Source organism: Streptomyces olivoverticillatus (assembly GCF_014203555.1).
GTDB lineage: Bacteria > Actinomycetota > Actinomycetes > Streptomycetales > Streptomycetaceae > Streptomyces > Streptomyces olivoverticillatus.
Genome location: NZ_JACHJH010000005.1, coordinates 427,822 through 443,254, shown reverse-complemented (window position 1 = coordinate 443,254; position 15,433 = coordinate 427,822). Strand labels below are relative to the sequence as shown.

Sequence of the window (15,433 nt, the reverse complement as noted above, 5' to 3'; positions counted from 1 at the left end):
GGTTGTGGGCAGGCGTCCCGCAAGGCGGGACGGGTGGGCACAACCACGGCCACCGGCCCGCGGCCGACAACGGTGGTCGAAAGAGTTCGGCGTCACAGCACAGAAACCGTGACCCCGGCCGTACTTGCCGGTAACTTCCCGAAGAGTCCAGCGTTCAGCGCCCATTTGGAGCCGTGATGCCCGAAGCCGTGATCGTCTCAACCGCCCGCTCCCCCATCGGCCGCGCCTTCAAGGGATCGCTGAAGGACGTGCGCCCCGACGATCTGACCGCGACCATCATCCAGGCCGCCCTCGCCAAGGTCCCCGGGCTCGACCCGCGCGAGATCGACGACCTGATGCTCGGCTGCGGCCTCCCCGGCGGCGAGCAGGGCCACAACCTGGGCCGCATCGTGGCCGTGCAGATGGGCATGGACCACCTGCCCGCCACCACGATCACCCGCTACTGCGCCTCCTCCCTGCAGACCTCGCGGATGGCGCTGCACGCCATCAAGGCGGGCGAGGGCGACGTCTTCATCTCGGCGGGCGTGGAGTGCGTGTCGCGGTCCGTCAACGGGTCCTCCGACGGGATGCCGGGCACCCACAACCCGCTCTTCGCCGACGCGGAGGCCCGGACGGCCGCCCGCGCCGAGCAGGGCGGCGAGGGCTGGCGCGACCCGCGCGAGGACGGGCTGGTCCCGGACGCGTACATCGCGATGGGCCAGACCGCCGAGAACCTGGCCCGCCTCAAGGGCGTCACGCGCCGGGACATGGACGAGTTCGGCGTGCGGTCGCAGAACCTCGCCGAGGAAGCCATCAAGAAGGGCTTCTGGGAGCGCGAGATCACACCCGTGACGACTCCGGACGGCACGGTCGTCTCCCAGGACGACGGGCCCCGCGCGGGGGTCACGCTGGAGGGCGTGGAGGGCCTCAAGCCCGCCTTCCGGCCGGACGGGCTGATCACGGCCGCCAACTGCTGCCCGCTCAACGACGGCGCGGCGGCCCTGGTCATCATGTCCGACACCAAGGCGCGGGAGCTGGGCCTGACCCCGCTGGCCCGGATCGTCTCGACCGGCGTCTCGGCGCTCTCCCCCGAGATCATGGGCTACGGGCCCGTCGAGGCCAGCAAGCAGGCGCTGAAGCGGGCCGGGCTGACCATCGGCGACATCGACCTCGTCGAGATCAACGAGGCCTTCGCGGCGCAGGTCATCCCCTCCTACCGCGACCTGGGCATCGACCTGGACCGCCTCAACGTCAACGGCGGCGCCATCGCCGTGGGCCACCCCTTCGGCATGACCGGCGCCCGCATCACCGGCACGCTCATCAACTCGCTCCAGTTCCACGACAAGCAGTTCGGGCTGGAGACCATGTGTGTCGGTGGCGGTCAGGGTATGGCGATGGTTATTGAGCGGCTGAGCTGAGCCTGCGGCATCTGCCCGGGGCACGGTGCCGGGGCCTTGCTCGTTCGTGACCTAATCTCCCCCAGGATGTGACCAACGTCCCGGGGGAGATTCGTTTCCGCAGGTCAGAGATGTTGAAAGGACAACGGCCGGGGCTTAGGTCCCGTCCGTTACATGACGTTTTGCACTGGGGATCGCGGATGGCACACGGAAAGCTGAGGTAGGAATTCGGGGGATCCATAGCAACCGGGAGTACGTCAGTGAGCGCCATGTCCCTTGCCCTGCTGCTGGCCGCGGGTGCCGCCACGGCCGCGGGCGCCGCCGCCCTGTACAGCACTCGCGGTCTGCGCCGCCAGATCACCGCCCTGCGCGCCGACATCGCGGCCGCCACCGCCGAGCGCGCCACGGTGCCCGCCGCCCGCAGCGCCGAGAGCGCCGACCTCTCCGAGATACGTGCCGCCGTCGCCGACGCGCTGGCCGAGGAGCGGGAGCGGGAGCTGGCCGAGGCCCGGGCGTTCTGGGCCGCTCAGGAGGCCCGGGATCTGGCCGGGCTGCCGGGGCTGGGCGACGAGCCGCTCGCCGAGGGCCCGTACGGCGGTCTCTTCCTCCCCCGCCCGGCCGATCTGGCCGGACTCGAGCCCCCGGCCGAGCCCGAGGCCGAGGACTCCCCCGAGCTCGCCGCCGCGCGCCGCAGGCACCCCTCGCACCTTGACTTCTCGCCCGTCCCCGCGATCGGCGACCACGAGCAGACGGCCCTGTGTCTGGAGGAGCTGGCCGACGCGGCGGTGCCGCTGGCGGACGTCCGGCCGGGCCCGCTGGGGACCCTGGACGTGTACGTCTTCGCCGACGGCACCACGCTGTGCATGACGCCCGGCCACCGGGAGACGGCCGAGCAGCTGGCGGAGGCGCTGCGCGTCGGCGACGCGCCCGTCCTCCTGGGCGGCTCCGGGGTCTCCGGCGCCTACGCCCTGACCTTCCGCTGCGCGACGGGCACGGTCTACGCCCTGGCGGACCGTGTCATCGCCTCGCTGTGACCCCCGCGGGTCACAGCCCGCAGCGCTGAGCCGCCGCCTCGACCAGGGCCACGGCCTCCGGCACGCCCGCACCCTCCGGCACCCGCCCGCCACAGGCGGCCAGCGCCTCGGCCAAATCATGGCCGGCCACTGCCACTTGGTCGGCCACCGCGAACATCCCGGCCTCCGGCATCTCCCGCACCGCCGGAACGTCGGGTTCCTCGATGCGCTGGGTCCACGCGGCCAACTCTCGCGCCAAAGTCAGCGCTTCCGCCGCCGCCCCCCGGCTCAGTCGGGACTGCGGCAGGGCCCGCAGACGGTCGGCGAAGGCGTCCACGGCGGCCAGAAGAGGCGTCACATCATCCACGTCACGAGACTATGCGCCGTCCACCGACTGTTGCCAACGATTGAACACTCGGGCACGGTGACATGAAGGACCATCATTCGACGCGTCCGGAGGCGCCGATGTCCCACGTCTTCTCCGACGAGACCCACCGGAACCTGCTCTCCCGAATCCCCCATTGCACCGGCCGTGAAGTCGCCGATTGGCTGCGCACGGTCGAGGACGGTCCGGCCCTCTCCCGCTTCGAGGAGAAGGTCAGCTGGCTGCGTGGGGAGCACAACCTCGCATACGGCCACGCGAAGGCAATCGTCCACGAGTACGACCTGCAGCGCGCCGCGCGCAAGCTCCGGTAACCGAGATCGACGGGGGAACGTGCCATAACGGCGAAAGCCAAAGGGGCCCGGGGAGGCATTGCCTCCCCGGGCCCCTGCCGGCCGCTCGGGACTAGTCGTTGTTCAGGATCGCGATGATCCGCAGGATCTCGGTGTAGATCCAGACCAGCGAGAGGGTCAGGCCGAAGGCCGCCAGCCAGGACTCCTCGCGGGGGGCGCCGTAGCGGACGCCGTCCTCGATCTGCTTGAAGTCCAGCGCCAGGAAGGCGGCGCCCAGCAGCACGCCGACGACGCCGACGGCGATACCCAGACCGCCGGTGCGGAAGCCCAGGCCGTCACCGCCGCCGAAGGCGGCGAAGAGCATGTTGACCATCATCAGCAGGACGAAGCCGATGGCCGCCGCCGTGACGAAGCGGGCGAACCGCCGGTCGACCCGGATGAGCTTGGTGCGGTAGGCCACGAGCACACCGACGAAGACGGCGATCGTGCCCAGCACCGCCTGCATCGCGGCGCCCTGCGCGACCTGGTTGTAGACCTGGCTGATCACGCCGAGGAAGAGGCCCTCGAAGACGGCGTAGGACAGGATCAGCGCCGGGGTCGGCCTGGCCTTGAACGTCTGGATCATGCCGAGGACGAACGCGACGAAGGCCGCACCGATGCCGGCGCCGAGCGGCAGCTCCAGCGCCCAGGCGGCGCCGGCGGCGACGATCAGCGCGCCCAGCGTCATGGCGCTGCGGGCGACGACGTCGTCCATCGTCATCCGGCCGGTCTGGGCCGGCGCCTGGGGGTAGCCCTGCTGGAGATCGGGGCCGCCCTGGGCGTACGGGTTGACGGGCTCCGCGTAGGGATTTCCGGCGTAGGGGTTCGCGTAGGGGTTTCCGTGGGCCGCGGCCCCGGCCTGCGGCCCCGCGTTGAAGCCCGCGTAGCCGTTGTCGCGGCTGAACCCCCGTCGCGAGAAGACCGGGTTGCTGCTCCTCATCTCACTCCTCCATGGCCACCCTGCGCGGCCTTGCCGTTAAGGGTAATGGGTAGGCAAAGGAATGGCTCTCCTGCTACGGGACGATCTTTTTTCCACATGCCCACGTCCTTGAGAACGCGAACCACCGGGACTCGGTTCCGCTGAGAAGGCGGGAATGGAGAGCGATTGCGTTAAAGCAGAGAGGTGCCCGGAGCCGGACTTGAACCGGCACGGCCCGAAGGGCCAGCGAGGTTTAGGCTCGCCGTGTCTGCATTCCACCATCCGGGCGGGGGCTCTCGGGCCGCACAGCAGGGAGGCGCGCGAGCTTCCCTCGAGGAGAGCAGGACGAGCCTAGCCGGGGTGCGCCCCCCGAACAGCGGAACGGTGGCCGGAGGTTGTCTTATTTTATTGGTAACTGAGGCCCCATCAGTGCAGGGGTGACGCCATTGGCACATGCCAGAGGCCGATCTCTCCCGTTCACCACCCCACCCCCCTTGCCAACTGGAATTGTCGCAATCTCGTCGCTGTGTGTAAGGAGGTTCCCTACTACCCAGGGATGACAGGAGTGCGCTACATACCTCCGAAGGCTGTCCCGGGAACCGGAGCTTCGGCTGATCCGTCGGGGGTACCGCCGCGGGGACGATGGAGTACGTCCTGAACGCACCGCCGTCCCGACAGGAGCTCTCCCTCGTGACCACCACACCCTCCGGCGCATCGACCGCCGTCCGCACGACCGCGGTCGCCGCCCGCGCCACGGATCTCACCAAGGTCTATGGACAGGGCGAGACCCAGGTGGTCGCCCTGGATGCGGTCTCCGTCGAATTCCGGCAGGCCGAGTTCACCGCGATCATGGGCCCCTCCGGCTCCGGCAAGTCGACCCTGATGCACTGCATGGCCGGTCTCGACACCGTCTCCGGCGGCTCGGCCCGGATCGGCGACACCGAACTGACCGCGCTGAACGACAAGAAGCTCACCCGGCTGCGGCGCGACAAGATCGGCTTCATCTTCCAGGCCTTCAACCTGCTGCCGACCCTCAACGCCCTCGAGAACATCACGCTCCCCATGGACATCGCGGGCCGCAAGCCCGACCAGGCGTGGCTGGACACGGTCGTCGAGACCGTCGGCCTGTCCGGGCGGCTCAAGCACCGCCCCAACCAGCTCTCCGGCGGCCAGCAACAGCGCGTCGCCGTCGCCCGTGCCCTCGCCGGGCGCCCCGAAATCATGTTCGCGGACGAGCCCACCGGAAACCTCGACTCGCGCTCCGGCGCCGAGGTGCTCGGCTTTCTGCGCAACTCGGTGCGCGAGCTCGGCCAGACCGTCGTCATGGTCACCCACGACCCCGTCGCCGCCTCCTACGCCGATCGCGTCGTCTTCCTCGCCGACGGCCGCATCGTCGACGAGATGTACGAGCCGAGCGCCGACGCCGTACTCGACCGCATGAAGCGCTTCGACGCCAAGGGCCGTACGAGCTGACCGTCACCTGCTAGCGAACCGCCCTGCCCGACGCCGAAAAACGGCGAAAAGCGACTCTCAGAGTTCAACCAGGACTGACTTATGTTCCGTACCGCCTTGCGCAATGTGCTCGCGCACAAAGCCAGGCTGCTGATGACCGTCCTCGCCGTGCTGCTCGGCGTGGCCTTCGTCTCCGGCACCCTGGTCTTCACCAACACCATCTCGGACGCCTTCCAGAAGAGCTCGCAGAAGGGCTTCGACAACGTCGACGTCGCGATCCAGCCCCACACGGCGGACCGCGACCGCGAGGAGCGCCGGCCCGGCCACGCCCCCAAGCTCAGCCAGCACCTGCTCGACCAGGCCGGCAAGGTGCCCGGCGCCGCCTCCGCGACCGGCTCGGTCAGCGGCTTCGCCGCGGTCGCCGACAAGCACGGCAAGCTCGTCGGCGAGGGCTTCAACTCCACCGGCGCCAACTACTACCCCGGCCCCGGCGGCAAGGACGCCCGCTACCCGCTGAAGGACGGCCGCGCGCCCCAGGCGGCGGGCGAGATCGCCCTCGACGCCAAGACCGCCGACCGCGGCGGCTACAAGATCGGCGACACGGTCCGGCTCTCGGTCGACGGCCCGGTGCTGGAGAAGAAGCTCACCGGCGTCTTCACCACCGACGACGGCAACGTCTCCGCGGGCGGCAGCCTCGCCCTCTTCGACACCGCCACCGCCCAGAAGCTCTACGCCACGCCCGGCGAGTTCGGCGAGATCGACGTCAAGGCCGCCCCCGGCACCTCCCAGGCCGCGCTGAAGACCGCGATCGACAAGATCCTGCCGCGCGACGCCGAGGCCACCACCGGCAAGCAGCTCGCCGACGACCAGGCGACGATGATCGCCCAGGGCATGGACGGCATGAAGACCGGCATGCTCGTCTTCGCCGGCATCTCGCTCTTCGTCGGCATCTTCATCATCGCCAACACCTTCACCATGCTGGTCTCCCAGCGCACCAAGGAACTGGCCCTGATGCGCGCGGTCGGCGCGAGCCGCCGCCAGGTCACCCGCTCAGTGCTCCTCGAAGCCCTCGTCGTCGGCGCGGTCGCGGCCGTCACCGGTCTGCTCGCCGGCATCGGCATCGGCGCCGGGCTGCGCTCCCTGCTCAACGGCGCCGGGGCCACCGTCCCCGACGGCCCCCTCGTGATCACCCCCGGCACCGTCGTCACCTCCCTGGTCGTCGGCATCGTCGTGACCATGCTGGCCGCCTGGCTGCCCGGCCGCCGCGCCGCGAAGATCCCGCCGGTCGCCGCGATGAACAGCGTGCACGCCGTCGCCACCACCCGCTCCCTGGTAGTGCGCAACACCATCGGCGCGCTGCTGTCCGGCACGGGCATCGCCGCCGTGCTCGCCGCCACCGGCATGAAGGACGGCAAGACCGTCCTGGGGATCGGCGCGGGCCTGCTGCTCATCGGCGTCTTCGTGCTCACCCCGCTGCTGTCCCGCCCGCTGATCGCCGCCGCGGCGCCCGTCCTGAACCTCTTCGGGATCTCCGGCAAGCTCGCCCGGCAGAACGCGGTCCGCAACCCGCGCCGCACCGCGGCCACCGCCTCCGCGCTGATGATCGGCCTCACCCTGATCACCGGCCTGACGGTCATCGCGGGCAGCGTGCAGCAGGCCATCGACAAGATGGCCACGTCCGCCATCAAGGCCGACTACGTCGTCTCCATGGCGTCCCACACCCCGCTCTCCCCGGAGGTCGCCAAGAAGCTGGCGAGCGCCCCCGGCGTCACCGCCAGCAGCCCGCTGCGCATGTCCGCCTCCCGGATCGACGGCGACCACGAGTCGCTGACCGGCGTCGACGGCAAGAGCATCAAGGAGCTCACGAAGCTCGACTTCACGGCCGGCTCCTTCGACGGCCTCACCGCCGGCAAGGCGGTCGTCGACGAGAGCACCGCCAAGTCCCACGGCTGGAAGCTCGGCTCGACGGTCGATGCCACCTTCGAGGACGGCAAGCACGGCAAGATCACCGTCTCGGGCATCTACAAGGGCAACGAGCTGATGCGCGGCATCATGGTCGACACCACGACCCTCGCCCCGCACCAGAGCGTGGTCAACGACCAGCAGGTCATGGTCAAGACAAAGGCGGGCACGGGCGCGTCGGCCAAGGACTCCCTGAGCAAGGCCCTCGGTGACAACCCGGCCATCCAGATCCAGGACAAGAAGGACATCTCCAACGACATCGCCAAGGCGATCAGCCTGATGCTGAACATGCTCTACGGGCTGCTCGGCATGGCCGTGATCGTCGCCGTCCTCGGCGTCGTCAACACCCTCGCGATGTCCGTCTTCGAGCGGTCGCAGGAGATCGGCATGCTGCGTGCCATCGGCCTGGACCGCAAGGGCATCAAGCGGATGGTGCGGCTGGAGTCGCTGGTCATCTCGCTCTTCGGCGGAGTGCTCGGCGTCGGCCTCGGCGTGTTCTTCGGCTGGGCGGCCGGTGAACTGATCGGCAAGAGCCTGGGCACGTACGAGATGGTCCTGCCGTGGGGCCGGATAGCCGTCTTCCTGCTGATAGCAGCGCTGGTCGGCGTCCTGGCGGCGCTCTGGCCGGCCCGCCGCGCGGCGAAGCTCAACATGCTGGCGGCGATCAAGGCGGAGTAACTCCGCGGGACCCGGACGGGCTGATTTTGGCTGAGCTCAGCCAAAATCAGCCCGTCCGGCGATTGAGGACAACGCGGCGAAGCCGTGTTGCAGGGACGACGGCCCTAGGGCGTGTCCGGTGGGTCAGTGCGGGTCCCGCGGCGTCTGGCGCTGGGGGCACCTCCCAGCGGTAGCTGGGGGAGCATCGCAAGGCGGAGCATGACCCGCGTACTGGGCGTACTCGGGTTATGCGACAACGCGGCGAGGTGCCGTGCTGGGGGCACCTCCCAGCGGTAGCTGGGGGAGTCGCGGGGCCTGTGCTGACCCATCGGACACGCCCTAGCCCCGCCACTCCCGCGCACGCAGCAGCATGCCCGACGCCCCCGACTCCGGCGTCCGGACCGCCAGCACCTGGTTGACCCCAATGCGGTTGCGTTCAAAGGACAAGGCGGACGCCGCCATGTACAGCCGCCACACCCGGGCCCTGCCCGGCGACGTCAGGCGCACGGCCTCGTCCCAGTGGGCCTCCAGGTTGGCCACCCACCCGCGCAGCGTCAGCGCGTAGTGCTCCCGCAGCGCCTCCACGTCGCGCACCTCGAAGCCGGCCCGCTCCAGCTGGGCCACCGTCCGGCCGACGGGGGCCAGTTCGCCGTCGGGGAAGACGTACCGGTCGATGAACTCGTCGACCCGGTACTCCTCCTCGTCCCGCAGCGGCCGCCGCGCGATCTGGTGGTTGAGCAGCCGCCCGCCCGGCTTGAGAAGGGCGTGCAGATCGGCGGCGTACTCCGCGTACTGCGCGGAGCCGACGTGCTCGGCCATGCCGATCGAGGAGATCGCGTCGAAGGGGCCGTCGGCGATCTCGCGGTAGTCCTGCACCCGGATCTCGATACGGTCCGTCAGACCGGCCTCGGCGACGCGCTTGCGGGCGTACGCGGCCTGCTCCTCGGAGAGGGTGATGCCCACGGCGCCCACCCCGTACTCGCGGGCGGCGTGCAGCACCATCGAGCCCCAGCCGCAGCCGACGTCCAGCAGCCGCATGCCCGGCTCCAGGGCCAGCTTGCGGCAGACGAGGTCGAGCTTGGCCCGCTGGGCGTCCTCCAGGGTCGCCTCCGGGCTCTCCCAGACGGCGCACGAGTAGACCATCGACGGGCCGAGGACGCGCTCGTAGAAGGTGTTGCCGACGTCGTAGTGGTGACTGATGGCCTGCTTGTCGCGGCGCAGCGTGTGCAGGGGGCCGCCGGTCCTGCGGGCTTCCTCGACGGGCGGCGCGGGCGGCGCCCAGGGCCCGGCGAGCTTGAGCAGCTCGCGGGCCGCGGCGCGCAGCGAGGGGTCGCGCACGGCGTGCAGCAGGGCAGCGGGGCCGGAGTGCCGCGCCGATCCCTCGCCGCGCTCCCAGAAGTAGCCGGCGAGCAGCTCCAGGGCCTCGTAGAGGTCGCCCTCGACGTCGATGTCCCCGGCGACCCAGGCGCGGGCCAGGCCGAGCTCTCCGGGCTTCCACAGGAGCCTGCGCAGCGCGCGGCGGCGCCTTATGACGAGGACGGGGGTGCCGGGCGGGCCGGACTCACTGCGGTCCCAGGCGCGCAGGCGCACCGGGGGCGGGGCCCCCAGCACCTGTTCGGCCAGCGCAGTAAGCCGTCGGGCGGCCTCGGCCATGTCGCACACACCTCCGTGATGAAGTGTCAGCAGATCGTTTCACCTGACACCTAAACACTTACGGGCCGCGCCATAGTCCTTACCGCACGGATTAGGTCACCTTCGGATTTCCGGCACGGTGCTCCGCAGCGAAGGTTCTCCCGGCCGCGGCCGCGGGAAACCCGCCGGGGTGCGAACAGCCGCCGTCCGGGTGCGTGTCCGGGTACGCCGAAGGGCGCCCACCCCACGGATTGGTGGACGCCCTCGGTGTGAAACGTGTGCCTGCGGACCCTGAGGTCAGCTCGCCTTGGCCTTCTGGGCCGGGGCCCCGTCGGTCTTCTGCGCCTGCGGCGCGGGCTTGGCGGCCTCGTAGAACTCCTCGCGCGGGTTCTCCATGGCGCGCAGCGAGACGACCTCGCGCTTGAGGAACATGCCGAGGGTCCAGTCCGCGAAGACGCGGATCTTCCGGTTCCAGGTCGGCATGGCCATGCCGTGGTAGCCGCGGTGCATGTACCAGGCGAGACGGCCCTTGAGCTTGATCTTCGTCTTGCCCATGACGATCATCGCGACGCCCTTGTGGAGGCCGAGGCCCGCCACCGCACCCTTGTTGGAGTGCGAGTACGTCTTCTGCGGGAAGCCGCGCATGCCGGAGACCACGTTGTCGCCGAGGATCTTGGCCTGGCGCAGCGCGTGCTGGGCGTTGGGCGGGCACCAGGCGTTCTCGTTGCCGGCCTTGCGGGAGGCGACGTCCGGGACCTGGGCGTTGTCGCCCGCGGCCCAGATGTAGTCGGTGCCCTGGACCTGGAGGGTCTCGGCGGTGTCGACGTGGCCGCGCGGACCGAGCGGCAGGCCGAAGCGGGCCAGCGCCGGGTTGGGCTTGACGCCCGCGGTCCACACGATGGTGTTGGAGTCGACCTCAAGGCCGTTCTTCAGCACGACGTGGCCGTCGATGCAGGAGTCCATGGAGGTCGAGAGGTAGATCTCGACGCCGCGGCTCTCCAGGTGCTTCTTGCCGTACTCGCCGAGCTTGGGACCCACCTCGGGGAGGATCTTGTCGGCGGCGTCGACGAGTATGAAGCGCATGTCCTCGCGCTTCACGTTGGGGTAGTACTTGGCCGCGTCGCGGGCCATGTCCTCGACCTCGCCGATCGTCTCGGCGCCGGCGAAGCCACCACCGATGAAGACGAAGGTCAGCGCCTTGCGGCGGATCTCCTCGTCCTTCGTCGAGTCGGCCTTGTCCAGCTGCTCGAGGACGTGGTTGCGCAGGCCGATGGACTCCTCGATGCCCTTCATGCCGATGCCGTTCTCGGCAAGGCCGGGGATCGGGAAGGTGCGCGAGACCGCGCCCATCGCGATGACCAGGTAGTCGAAGGGCAGCTCGTACGCCTCGCCGACGAGCGGCGCGATCGTGGCCACCTTGCGGTCCTGGTCAATGGTGGTGACGCGGCCGGTGAGGACCTCCGCCTTGGGGAGCACGCGTCGCAGCGGCACCACGACGTGGCGCGGGGAGATGCTGCCGGCAGCTGCTTCGGGGAGGAAGGGCTGGTACGTCATGTACGAGCGCGGGTCGACGACCGTGACGGTCGCCTCGCCGTACCGCATCTTCTTGAGGATGCGGCGCGCCGCGTACAGGCCGACGTACCCACCGCCTACTACGAGGATCCGTGGACGCTCCGTGGTGCTCATGTTTCGAGTATCCAGCACTCTCACACGGGTTGCTCGTGCGCCCCTTCACAAGGCGCCGGGGGGTGTCTGCTACACTCCGCGGCCCTCGTGACGGACGCCATAGCGCCCGGAGGGAACCACGGCACCGGCGCGGGCGTTGATCACCCCTGCTGAACTGGCCTTGTGGCGATTTCGGCGGCTGGACCACCGTCCGTCAAGGGCCCGCATAAGCGTTTCTTTAAGACGACCGAAACCGGCCCGTTCCGTCTGCCCGGGGGGCCGCAACCGCCTTGTGAGACCCGAAAGGGGGCCCGGAGGCCCCCTTCCGCGGTTTCAGGAGCGCTTTTTCATGTGAAGGATTTCACGAACTTTCTTCGCCGTGGCCTCTCGAAGGCCCTTCGAAGGCCCTTCGCGGGCCGTTTCGGCGGCCTGCTCCGGCAGCCCGGCTCAGGCGACGCTCCAGGCGATCCCGTCCAGGATGTCGTGCTCGCTGACGACGACTTCGCGGGCGCCGGTCCGCTCCATGACGGCGAGCAGGACGAGCGCCCCGGCGGCGATCACGTCGACGCGGCCGGGGTGCATCACGGGGATCGCGGCGCGCTGCTCGTGCGTGGAGGCCAGCAGCTCGTGCGTGATCTCCCGGACCCGCTCGACCGGGATCCGCGAGTGGTGGATGACCGTCCAGTCGTACTCCGACAGCCCGAGCGCGATCGCCGCGACCGTGGTGACCGAACCGGCCAGCCCCACCAGGGTGTGCGCCTCGGTGATCGGCACGGTCTCCTGCGCCAGGTCCAGCGCGGCCTCCACGTCGGCGCGTATCGCCGCGATCTGACCGGGCGTCGGCGGATCGGTGACCTCGCCGTCCACGACGAGGTGGCGCTCCGTCATCCGTACGCAGCCGACGTCGACGCTGCGGGCGGCCCGTACATGGTCGTCGCCGACGACGAACTCCGTCGAGCCGCCGCCGATGTCCACGACCAGGTACGGCTTGGTGAGGTCCGCGCGGCCGGTGAGCTCCTTGGTGGCGCCGGTGAAGGAGAACTCGGCCTCCTGGTCACCGCTGATCACCTCGGGCTCCACGCCCAGGATCTCCATGACGCCGCGCACGAAGTCCTCGCGGTTCTCGGCGTCGCGGGAGGCGGAGGTGGCTACGAAGCGGGTGCGCTCCGCGCCGAGCGCCTTGATGACTTCGGCGTACTCACGGCATGCGGTGAACGTGCGCTCCAGCGCCTCTGGGGCGAGGCGGCCGGTGCGGTCGACGTCCTGGCCTAGGCGGACGATCGTCATGCGGCGGTCGAGCTCGACCAAGTCGCCGGTGGCGGGGTCGCAGTCGGCCACGAGCAGGCGGATGGAGTTGGTGCCGCAGTCGATGGCTGCAACGCGGGTCATGGGTTGCTCCTGGGGTGCGGGTGTGGGCCGGTGGTCGGGTTGTGCCCACCCTCCCCCAGCTACGCTGGGAGGTGCCCCCAGCCCTGCGGAACGATTGCTCACAACCCTGGCGGGGCTAGTCGCCGCAGGGGTTTACGCACGGGCCCTTCGACCACCACTCCGGCAGGAGTGCCAGTGCCTCGTCGCCGAAGGGGTTGACGCCCGGGCCCGCCACCAGCGAGTGGCCGACAAGGACGTGCAGGCACTTCACCCGGTCGGGCATGCCGCCCGCGCTCGGGAAGCCCTGCAGCACCTCGATGGCGTCGCGCCGGGCGATGTAGTCCTCGTGCGCGGCCCGGTACGCGGCCGCGAGCTCGGGGTCGGTCGCCAGCCGGTCCTGCATCTCCTTCATCAGCCCGGAGCCTTCGAGCGTCCCGATGGCGGAGGAGGCGCGCGGGCACGTCAGGTAGTACAGCGTCGGGAACGGCGTGCCGTCCTCCAGGCGCGGCGCGGTCTCCACGACGTCGGGGTTGCCGCACGGGCAGCGGTGCGCGATGGCGCGCAGGCCGCGCGGCGGCCGGCCCAGCTGCTCCTTGAAGGCGGCGATGTCCGCGTCGGTCGGCTCGGTGGGCTCGGTCATCGGAGGAGGGGTGTCCATGTGCTCGCGCTCGCTCGCTCGTAACTCGGTGATCTCAGGTCAGTGGGTGCGGGGGGGTGGGGGTGCGGGCGGCGGCTCGCTCAGCGGCGGCCGTCCGCGGAGTCCACACCGTCCCAGAGGTTGCTGTACCAGGGCCGGTCCGCGACGCCCTCGTCCTTGGGGCGCCTGGCCTCGCCGCTGCCGTCCACCACGGTGTAGCCGGTCTCGCCGGGGCGCACGTAGTGCAGGTGCTCGCGCGCCTGCTGCTCGACGTACGCAGGGTCCTCCAGCCGGACCTTCTCGTCCTCCAGCTGTTTGACCTGCTTGCGCGCGTTCTCCGACTGGCGGCGCTGGTCGGCGATGTCCGAGCGCTGGGTGACCCATTGGCGCATCGGGTAGGCGAGGGCGACGACGAGGGAGCAGACCACGAGCGCGAGGAGCGCGGCGCGGCCGGTGAGCCGGGAGCGGCGCGGCGGCCGGGAGCGGTAGACGCGCGCGACGGCCGGCCCCTGTACGAGCGCCGTGCCCAGCGCCTTGAGCCGGGTCGCGGTGGAGAACCGATCCGCCGCCACGTCGCCTCCCCTTGGTCTCGTCCGCAAAGCCGTCCTCGGCCACGGTACGGGACCGCGGCCGAGGACGGGGTGAGGCTTGGGACTTTGTCAGCCTCTGTGCGTGCGTCAGCCCTTGAAGCGCGGGAAGGCGCTGCGGCCGGCGTAGACCGCGGCGTCGTCGAGGATCTCCTCGATGCGCAGCAGCTGGTTGTACTTGGCGACGCGCTCGGAGCGGGCCGGGGCGCCGGTCTTGATCTGGCCGCAGTTGGTGGCGACGGCCAGGTCGGCGATGGTGACGTCCTCGGTCTCGCCGGAGCGGTGCGACATCATGCACTTGAAGCCGTTGCGCTGGGCCAGCTCGACGGCGTCCAGGGTCTCGGTCAGCGAGCCGATCTGGTTGACCTTGACCAGCAGGGCGTTGGCGGAGTTCTCCTCGATGCCGCGGGCGAGGCGCTCGGGGTTGGTGACGAACAGGTCGTCGCCCACCAGCTGCACCTTGTCGCCGAGCTGCGCGGTGATGGTGTTCCAGCCGGCCCAGTCGTCCTCGAACAGCGGGTCCTCGATGGAGACCAGCGGGTACGCCTCGACGAGCTCGGCGTAGTACTCCGTCATCTCGGCGGCGGAGCGGTCCTTGCCCTCGAAGCTGTAGACGCCGTCCTTGTAGAACTCGGAGGCGGCGACGTCGAGCGCCAGGGCGATGTCCTGGCCGGGGGTGTAGCCGGCCTCCTTGATGGCCTCGAGGATGAGGTCGAGGGCCTCGCGGTTGGAGCCCAGGTTCGGGGCGAAGCCGCCCTCGTCGCCGAGGCCGGTGGCCAGGCCCTTGGCCTTCAGCACCTTCTTGAGGGTGTGGTAGACCTCGGTGCCCCAGCGCAGCGCCTCGGAGAAGGACTCCGCGCCGATCGGCGCGATCATGAACTCCTGGATGTCCACGTTGGAGTCGGCGTGCGAGCCGCCGTTGAGGATGTTCATCATCGGAACGGGCAGCAGGTGCGCGTTCGGGCCGCCGAGGTAGCGGAAGAGCGGCAGGTCCGAGGCCTCGGAGGCGGCGTGCGCGACGGCGAGGGAGACGCCGAGGATGGCGTTGGCGCCGAGCGAGCCCTTGTTGTCGGTGGCGTCCAGGTCGAACATGGCCTGGTCGATCAGGCGCTGCTCGGTGGCGTCGTAGCCGACGAGCTCCGGGCCGATCTGCTCGATGACGGCGAGGACGGCCTTCTCGACACCCTTGCCGAGGTAGCGATTCGGGTCGCCGTCGCGGAGCTCGATGGCCTCGAAGGCGCCGGTCGAGGCGCCGGACGGCACGGCGGCACGGCCCGTGGAGCCGTCGTCGAGGCCGACCTCGACCTCGACCGTGGGGTTGCCTCGCGAGTCGAGGATCTCGCGAGCTACGACGACGTCGATGGACGGCACGAGGGTCTCCTTCGTGTGTGTCTGGAGTTCTGCAGCACGAGCCTAACGGGCGCCGGGGGCTGCGCCTGCCGTTGGATCCG

General features: G+C 70.3%; 13 protein-coding genes and 1 tRNA gene. 5 read left to right on the top strand and 9 right to left on the bottom strand.

Features of this window, described 5'->3' with window-relative positions; translation table 11 throughout:
• The first annotated feature begins 176 nt into the window (after positions 1-176).
• A complete protein-coding gene (locus tag FHS39_RS19155; protein ID WP_184350554.1) occupies positions 177-1,397 on the top strand; it encodes an acetyl-CoA C-acetyltransferase in 1,221 nt (406 codons plus the stop codon).
• Positions 1,398-1,645: 248 nt separating this feature from the next.
• The gene (locus FHS39_RS19150; protein WP_184350647.1) at positions 1,646-2,410 is read left to right on the top strand and encodes a hypothetical protein; all 765 of its coding nucleotides are present in this window, start codon (positions 1,646-1,648) and stop codon (positions 2,408-2,410) included.
• A 10-nt stretch (positions 2,411-2,420) separates the two neighbouring features.
• Here the strand turns inward: FHS39_RS19150 and FHS39_RS19145 are convergent, their stop codons facing one another.
• Positions 2,421-2,756 (bottom strand): hypothetical protein, encoded by a 336-nt coding sequence (locus tag FHS39_RS19145; protein WP_184350553.1) that lies wholly within the window; start codon positions 2,754-2,756, stop codon positions 2,421-2,423.
• Between the two features lie 98 nt (positions 2,757-2,854).
• On the opposite strand from FHS39_RS19145, the gene FHS39_RS19140 reads away from it, so the two are divergent.
• On the top strand, positions 2,855-3,085 hold the full coding sequence (locus FHS39_RS19140; protein ID WP_184350646.1) for a DUF4287 domain-containing protein: 231 nt from the start codon (positions 2,855-2,857) through the stop codon (positions 3,083-3,085).
• A 91-nt stretch (positions 3,086-3,176) separates the two neighbouring features.
• On the opposite strand, the gene FHS39_RS19135 is transcribed toward FHS39_RS19140, so the two are convergent.
• On the bottom strand, positions 3,177-4,043 hold the full coding sequence (locus tag FHS39_RS19135; RefSeq protein ID WP_184350552.1) for a Bax inhibitor-1/YccA family protein: 867 nt from the start codon (positions 4,041-4,043) through the stop codon (positions 3,177-3,179).
• 184 nt (positions 4,044-4,227) lie between these two features.
• Positions 4,228-4,310 (bottom strand) — tRNA-Leu (locus tag FHS39_RS19130).
• A 402-nt stretch (positions 4,311-4,712) separates the two neighbouring features.
• On the opposite strand from FHS39_RS19130, the gene FHS39_RS19125 reads away from it, so the two are divergent.
• Together FHS39_RS19125 and FHS39_RS19120 are read left to right on the top strand one after the other, a co-directional pair.
• The gene (locus FHS39_RS19125; RefSeq protein WP_343069646.1) at positions 4,713-5,495 is read left to right on the top strand and encodes an ABC transporter ATP-binding protein; all 783 of its coding nucleotides are present in this window, start codon (positions 4,713-4,715) and stop codon (positions 5,493-5,495) included.
• 81 nt (positions 5,496-5,576) lie between these two features.
• Positions 5,577-8,114, top strand: coding sequence for an ABC transporter permease (locus FHS39_RS19120; protein WP_184350550.1), 2,538 nt, complete (start codon positions 5,577-5,579; stop codon positions 8,112-8,114).
• A 318-nt stretch (positions 8,115-8,432) separates the two neighbouring features.
• Here the strand turns inward: FHS39_RS19120 and FHS39_RS19115 are convergent, their stop codons facing one another.
• From FHS39_RS19115 to eno, 6 genes are all read right to left on the bottom strand, one after another.
• On the bottom strand, positions 8,433-9,746 hold the full coding sequence (locus FHS39_RS19115) for an SAM-dependent methyltransferase (RefSeq protein ID WP_184350549.1): 1,314 nt from the start codon (positions 9,744-9,746) through the stop codon (positions 8,433-8,435).
• 276 nt (positions 9,747-10,022) lie between these two features.
• On the bottom strand, positions 10,023-11,411 hold the full coding sequence (locus tag FHS39_RS19110; protein WP_184350548.1) for an NAD(P)/FAD-dependent oxidoreductase: 1,389 nt from the start codon (positions 11,409-11,411) through the stop codon (positions 10,023-10,025).
• Between the two features lie 426 nt (positions 11,412-11,837).
• Positions 11,838-12,779, bottom strand: coding sequence for a Ppx/GppA phosphatase family protein (locus FHS39_RS19105; protein ID WP_184350547.1), 942 nt, complete (start codon positions 12,777-12,779; stop codon positions 11,838-11,840).
• Between the two features lie 115 nt (positions 12,780-12,894).
• Positions 12,895-13,416, bottom strand: a complete 522-nt coding sequence (locus FHS39_RS19100) for a DUF501 domain-containing protein (protein WP_184350546.1) — start codon at positions 13,414-13,416, stop codon at positions 12,895-12,897.
• Between the two features lie 80 nt (positions 13,417-13,496).
• Entirely contained in the window at positions 13,497-13,967 is a 471-nt protein-coding gene (locus FHS39_RS19095) for a septum formation initiator family protein (protein WP_184350545.1), read from the bottom strand.
• Between the two features lie 105 nt (positions 13,968-14,072).
• Entirely contained in the window at positions 14,073-15,353 is a 1,281-nt protein-coding gene (gene eno / locus FHS39_RS19090; protein WP_045932192.1) for a phosphopyruvate hydratase, read from the bottom strand.
• Positions 15,354-15,433: the final 80 nt, after the last annotated feature.